This window comes from Candidatus Dependentiae bacterium (assembly GCA_020431705.1).
Taxonomy (GTDB): domain Bacteria; phylum Babelota; class Babeliae; order Babelales; family Vermiphilaceae; genus JAGQHQ01.
Genome location: JAGQHQ010000027.1, coordinates 1 through 6,508 on the forward strand (window position 1 = coordinate 1; position 6,508 = coordinate 6,508).

Annotated in this window: 5 protein-coding genes; 2 read left to right on the plus strand and 3 right to left on the minus strand. The window is 34.1% G+C overall.

Annotation, left to right across the window (positions count from 1 at the left end; all coding sequences use genetic code 11):
• Positions 1-71 precede the first annotated feature (71 nt).
• On the minus strand, positions 72-728 hold the full coding sequence (locus tag KC460_04980; GenBank protein MCA9770695.1) for a hypothetical protein: 657 nt from the start codon (positions 726-728) through the stop codon (positions 72-74).
• A 265-nt stretch (positions 729-993) separates the two neighbouring features.
• Positions 994-2,205: a branched-chain amino acid transport system II carrier protein gene (locus tag KC460_04985; GenBank protein MCA9770696.1), complete on the minus strand. Its 1,212-nt coding sequence runs from the start codon at positions 2,203-2,205 to the stop codon at positions 994-996.
• Between the two features lie 527 nt (positions 2,206-2,732).
• On the opposite strand from KC460_04985, the gene KC460_04990 reads away from it, so the two are divergent.
• The gene (locus KC460_04990) at positions 2,733-3,209 is read left to right on the plus strand and encodes a YbhB/YbcL family Raf kinase inhibitor-like protein (GenBank protein MCA9770697.1); all 477 of its coding nucleotides are present in this window, start codon (positions 2,733-2,735) and stop codon (positions 3,207-3,209) included.
• Between the two features lie 3 nt (positions 3,210-3,212).
• Positions 3,213-5,600 (plus strand): phosphoenolpyruvate synthase, encoded by a 2,388-nt coding sequence (gene ppsA / locus KC460_04995; GenBank protein ID MCA9770698.1) that lies wholly within the window; start codon positions 3,213-3,215, stop codon positions 5,598-5,600.
• A 90-nt stretch (positions 5,601-5,690) separates the two neighbouring features.
• On the opposite strand, the gene KC460_05000 is transcribed toward ppsA, so the two are convergent.
• Positions 5,691-6,410: a hypothetical protein gene (locus KC460_05000; protein ID MCA9770699.1), complete on the minus strand. Its 720-nt coding sequence runs from the start codon at positions 6,408-6,410 to the stop codon at positions 5,691-5,693.
• Positions 6,411-6,508 lie beyond the last annotated feature (98 nt).

Consider the following 6,508-nt stretch of genomic DNA (forward strand, 5'->3'; position numbering starts at 1 on the left):
ACATCTTTTTATCAGCGAGATTTTCCTTTTTTTACAAAATTATTTCAAGATTTTAATTTTGGGATAGGTTCTTATATTAAAACTTTACTTCCTGCAGCAGTAATAGCATTTTTCATTCCTTCTTCTGTAGCTATTTCTTCTATAACAGATTTAATTGTAGGAATGAGGTTGTGTATGTTTTGCCAAATGTATATGCCAACTGCAATTTGTAACGCGGTTTTACCAAGTTCATAAGGAGCTTTTGCCGTTTCTGTGATTGGTTTAGAATATGCATGAATCCAACCAAATAAACCAGCAGGTGATGAGCACTCTTTTACGTTTACTTTTTTGGTTATTGGATCAACACGAACTGAGTTGGATGAATTGCCAGGGATACCAACAACACCATCCTCAATAATCCAGTAAATATTTTTTATAATGTAGCGAAATTGTTCCATTAAGCCACTTATACTACGAATACGAATCTTTAGGTCTTTAAAGCGTAATGAGTAGCGTGCTTTAAAATTTTTGTTAGGAACTTTGCAGTTATAACTGAAAATACAATAAGCTAAAAATGGAACTATAATACCGCTTGCAACCAATAATGGTTCATCAGCAATCATGTTAATTATGTTTCCGACATGTCTATCGATTAATTCTATTGATACAGCATGTGTTGTCTGAGCACTTCCTGCGAGTGCAGCAATAAAAATCAAAGAAAGCATCGTATTCTTTTTGTAACATAACATAACCAATACACCTTTCGTGTATAAAATCGAATAAAATTAATATAACACATGCTTACATACAACCCATAGTTTACATACCATATATGTATATAGCTTTTGTGCCGCATAGCTTAGAAAAGTTTTATTTTTTTGTCAATCTGTATGTACATGATCAAACCAAAATAAAACAAAGGTGTACATATACCATGCAGCAAAAAAGGCCTTACTTAGTAAGGCCTTTTGTAAAAAATATAAAGCTATTATATATGGTATTGTAGCAGCTATATTAACTAAAATATGGTGTAAAAAGTTGCCAATAATATGCAGTTGTTGCAATAAAAAGTGTTGCTATAACTGGTACTTTAATTGGCTTAAAACCAAATAGTTTATAGGAGATATTACACATGGTAAGTGTAATCAAAACAGGGTAACCAATAAACGTTATAGGACCTCCGGTTAGTTCTAATACTTTTCCCAATCCAAATGTAGAGAGTGGTAAGCATAATATGAAAGTTAAAAATAGTGCTTGAATGTAACTGATTTTTCCTTTAAAGATATCATGTTGCAAATATTCACTAAATACAGTGCATAGCGCAATTGATGTTGACAAACACGCCATGAGTACCGCAAGTGAAATAATAATTGCACCGTGTGAACCAAGTACAATAAAAGAAATTTCTCTAAAAATTTCTCCAGCGTGAAATTTTGCTGGGAGTAGTGGGCCAAAATGAACGCCTAGATAGCTTAAGCCAATATAAATGGCGGCAAGCAGGCTTAAGCCAATGCCACCAGCTTTTAGCCCCATTATTGCACGCTTATGCTGTGTGTTTACTTCATCATTGTAAGATTTTTTCAGTATGGTGAGTGCAACATAAGAAAAGAAAATAGCTCCAAGCAAATCAAGTGTTTCATATCCTCGTATTATATTTGATGCAAACGCTTCAATTGGGGAGATGTCAGTCTCCAGTGAAACGTTTGCAAACCATATTCCCTTAACAATGATAGTAACTAAAGATAGTAAAAGGAGTGGGCTAATAACATATCCGAGTAAATCTACAACGCGGCTTTTTTTGTACGTGCATGAAAAAGTAAGTGCAAAAAATAAAACAGCAAAAATAAAAGAAGAAAGCGTGGTATCTTGCTGCAAAAATTGAATAGGTATAAATGGTGCAATCATAGTATGTGATAGCGTTGCGATTCGTGGTATCGCCACGAGTGGACCAATTATAATTAATGAAATTGCAATAACAATGCTACCTGCTATGTCACCAAGTCTGTTAAAAAATAATTTATAATTTTCGTCAAAAAGGATCATACCGACTAAGCCTGCTAGTGGTAAGCAAACGGCGGTAAGTAAAAAGCCAGCCATACCAAAAATATTTTGAGTTCCAGATTGTATACCAACCAAAATTGGATACATTAAGTTTCCTGCACCAAAAAACATAGAAAAAATAGCTAGACCTGTAGAAAGTGTGTGTGATTGCAAAAACCGTTTCATAATACAACCTCATACTGTTGTATGCATTACGTAGCTAAAAAATAAAACGAAAAAACATACATAGATAATGATAAAAAAATAAAGTAAACCGAAAAAATAAATTATAGGGGGATTACCCTAATAAACATACTAAGATGCACGTCGGCGTCACCATAATCACTGAGGTGACAAAACAAGGAATTAAGGACGGGATAAAGCAACAGTCAGTTGATACAGAATAACTTTTTTGTTGAAAAGAAAAGCAACAAACGGGTGGATGTTTCTGATTACTATCCACAGTTTCTCCTTGGTATCTAAGAGATTAATAAAATATACTATGTGCTCTAGTATACGACTTATTTGAGGGATTAGCAAATCAATAAAATATTGTGTCTTGCTATGTTGATATGTATTCTAAAGATACATCTGTAATATAATATAAAAAAAGAGTAAAGGAGCATATTGTGAAGAGTAAAATAATTCTATTAATGCTTTGTATTACCGTAATATCAGTTGTTTGGATTACTCGTGGACAAAAAGAAGAAAAAATGGGTACAAGAGAGTTACGTGTTACCAGTACCGCTTTTAAAGAAGGTGGCAGTATACCCCAAGAGTACACATGTCATGGTGAAGATATTTCACCACCACTACAGTGGGAAAATGAACCGGAAGAGACAAAAAGTTTTGCATTGATTTGCGAAGACCCCGATGCACCAAATGGCATGTGGTTACATTGGACAGTATATAACATACCAAAAGATGTGAAAAATTTTTCTGCAAAAATGGATATAAATAAAATTGGTGCTCAGCAGGGTTTTAACAGCTGGAAACGTGCTGACTATGGTGGGCCGTGTCCGCCAACAGGTTCTCATCGTTATTATTTCAGGGTATACGCATTAGACACTTTTCTTAACGTTAAAGAAAAAATGACAAGAGACAGATTCTACAATGAAGTAAAAAAGCATACTCTGGCCGAAGGTCAATTGATGGGTAGATATCACAAACGTAACAAAGTTAATAAATGATCAATGAAGTTTATAAAAAAGTTTGAGCACCTCACTATAGATGATGTTCCATTAGTTGGTGGAAAAAATGCATCATTGGGGCAAATGATTCGTGAGCTTAGCAAAAAAGATGTATTAATTCCAGCAGGATTTGCGACAACATCGCAGGCATACTGGTACTATCTTGATTACAATAATTTACGTGACAAAATAAAAGCTATTATGGGGCAGCTGACTGATGTGAATAATATAAGTATGCTTCAAAAAGTAGGACAAGAGTCTCGTGATTTGCTTAAAAGTGGAACGTTTCCAGATGATCTGTGTAGAGAGATTGTGCAGGCATATAAAGAACTGTCTGATTACTATAAACAAGAAAACTGTGATGTTGCTGTACGTTCTTCTGCGACAGCAGAAGATTTACCAACGGCCTCTTTTGCTGGGCAGCAAGAAACATTCTTAAATGTTATTGGAGAGCAACAGCTGCTTGAATCGTGTAAAAAATGTATAGCATCGCTTTTTACAAATCGTGCAATTGTCTATCGAGTTCAACAGGGATTTGATCATTTTGATATTGCACTTTCTGTTGGTGTGCAAAAAATGATTCGATCAGATCGGGCAAGCTCTGGTGTTGCTTTTTCTTTAGATACAGAAACTGGTTTTGCAGATTCGGTTATGATTAATTCGTCCTATGGACTAGGAGAAAGTATCGTGGGTGGGTTGGTTGTACCGGATGAATTTGTAGTTCATAAGCCAACATTGATAAAAGGATTTAAATCAATCATCAAAAAGCAGCTTGGTGATAAAACAGTAAAAATTGTTTATGCGCATGGAGATAATGGATTAGTACAAAAAGTTTTAACAACTGAACATGAGCAAACTCATTTTTCACTAACAGATGACGAAGTGTTAACTCTTGCGCGTCATGTTTTGATTATTGAACAACATTATTCTGGTATTAAAGGCTCGTGGTCACCAATGGATGTTGAGTGGGCAAAAGATTCTGATGATGGCAAGATATATATTATTCAAGCGCGGCCTGAGACAATACATGGTTCAAAAAAAGAAAATCATGTGTTGATTCAATATAATTTGAAGGGTAATTCCGGTGAGGAATTGCTTACTGGGCAAAGTATTGGTCAACAGATTGTTTCTGGTATTGCACGTGTGATTGAAGATGTAAGAGATATTGATCAGGTAAAAGAGGGTGATATTTTAGTTACTCAAATGACCGATCCTGATTGGGTTCCCGTTATGAAACGCGCTGCGGGTATTATTACAAACCGTGGTGGTAGAACGTGCCACGCAGCAATCGTTAGTAGAGAATTGGGTATTCCTGCCATTGTTGGTGCGTATAATGCTACCCAGAAAATTAAAACAGGGCAGAGTATTACTATGGATTGCTCTCGTGGATCTGAGGGCTTTATTTATGATGATGTGCTTGCATTTGAAACAAAAAAGATTGTACTCAAAACGCTACCTAAACTTTCCATTAAGGTGATGGTTAATTTAGCAGATCCGGCTAGTGCATTTCGTATTTCCCAGTTACCTGTCGATGGTGTTGGATTAGCGCGTATTGAATTTATTATTAACAATATAATTAAAGTACATCCGATGGCATTGCTCAAACCAGCAACAATTAAAGATGTTACTGTTATTGAAAAAATAGATAAAATAACTGCTGCCTATGATGATAAGCTAACATTTTTTGTCGATAGTTTAGCGCAGGGTATTGGTATGATTGCTGCTGCTTTTTATCCACGTAAGGTAATTGTGCGATTATCTGATTTTAAAAGTAATGAATATCGCAATTTAATTGGCGGAGAATTTTTTGAGCCAGAAGAAGAAAATCCAATGATCGGTTTTCGTGGTGCAAGCAGATATTATCATGAGAAGTATAGTGAGGCATTTGCGCTTGAGTGTAAAGCGCTCAAAAAAGTTCGTGATGAAATGGGGCTAACTAATGTTGTTATTATGGTACCATTTGTTAGAACGTTGCAAGAGGGCCAACTTGTGCTTAATGAAATGTGCAAGTATGAATTAGTACAAGGAAAAAATGATTTAGAAATCATTATGATGTGCGAGATTCCATCAAATGTTATCTTGATTGATAAGTTTTGCGAAATTTTTGATGGTATTTCAATTGGCTCTAATGATTTAACACAACTAACTCTTGGTGTTGATCGTGATTCGGCATTGTTAGCAGAGTTTTTTGATGAGCGTGATTTGGCAGTCAAAAAAATGTTACAGCTAGCAGTCGAAGGTGCGAAACGCAATAATGTTTATAGCGGTATTTGTGGCCAAGCGCCATCGGATTATCCAGAGATTGCGGAGTTTTTGATGGATCTTGGTATTGATTCACTTTCACTCAATCCCGATACAGTGATTTCATTTCTATTACGATATCACAAATAAGGGCTTACGTGTGCTGTTTTTGCTCGGCATATGTTGTCCAGTATATTATTAAAAGTCTTATTTGTCGCTATATTTTATACTTTGAGATATCTATTGTTTAGCTGGATTTTTTAATTCATATGTTGTGTAATTTTCTTCTTGGGGAAATTGTTTACTATCATAAAAGATCATATCAGGTTTTTCAAAGTATTTTTTATATTCTTCCATACTTTTATAATCTCTACTTCCCTGTGCATAAGAAATAAGCCTAGTAATTTTTTTATTATAGCTTGGGGTAACATTAGCGCCTTCCATGTTTTTAAATTGATTATAAACCGTATCCAAAACTGTCTGCGCATTTGCATGTCCATGTGCGTATATTACGATAATGGGGCGAATTGTCCTTTTTTTGTAGAAATTTATACTTGCCAGCATTTTATATGCATAAATTGCTTTGTTAAAATTTGTATTTTCTCTTGTTAACTTAATTAAGCTCTTTAAGATATTTGTAAGTTCTAATTTATTTTTTGGCATGAGGTTAATTTCGTATTGTTTTATTAAATTTTCCTTTATTTTATTACTTTTTGCTGTAAATTTCTTTATTTCATTTATGATTACTTGATTAGGAGTGTTGAACTTTTTAAGCATTTCTGCTTGAATAAGAGTGTAGAATTCTTTAAGTATTTCTGCTCGATTAAAATAGAATAATTCAGGAATTTTTGGTGGTTGTTTATAGTCTTTTACTCTATCAATGCTTAAGAAAAAATAACCACGAGTTGGCGTTGAAGATGTTGTTATTGCTTCTTTTAAATAACTTGTATCATTTATCATATCTGTAGGAATTGGTTTTTTGTTAGCATAATATGTATATAAGAACCTATCCCAAAATTAAAATCTTGAAATAATTTTGTAAAAAAAGTAATAAAATA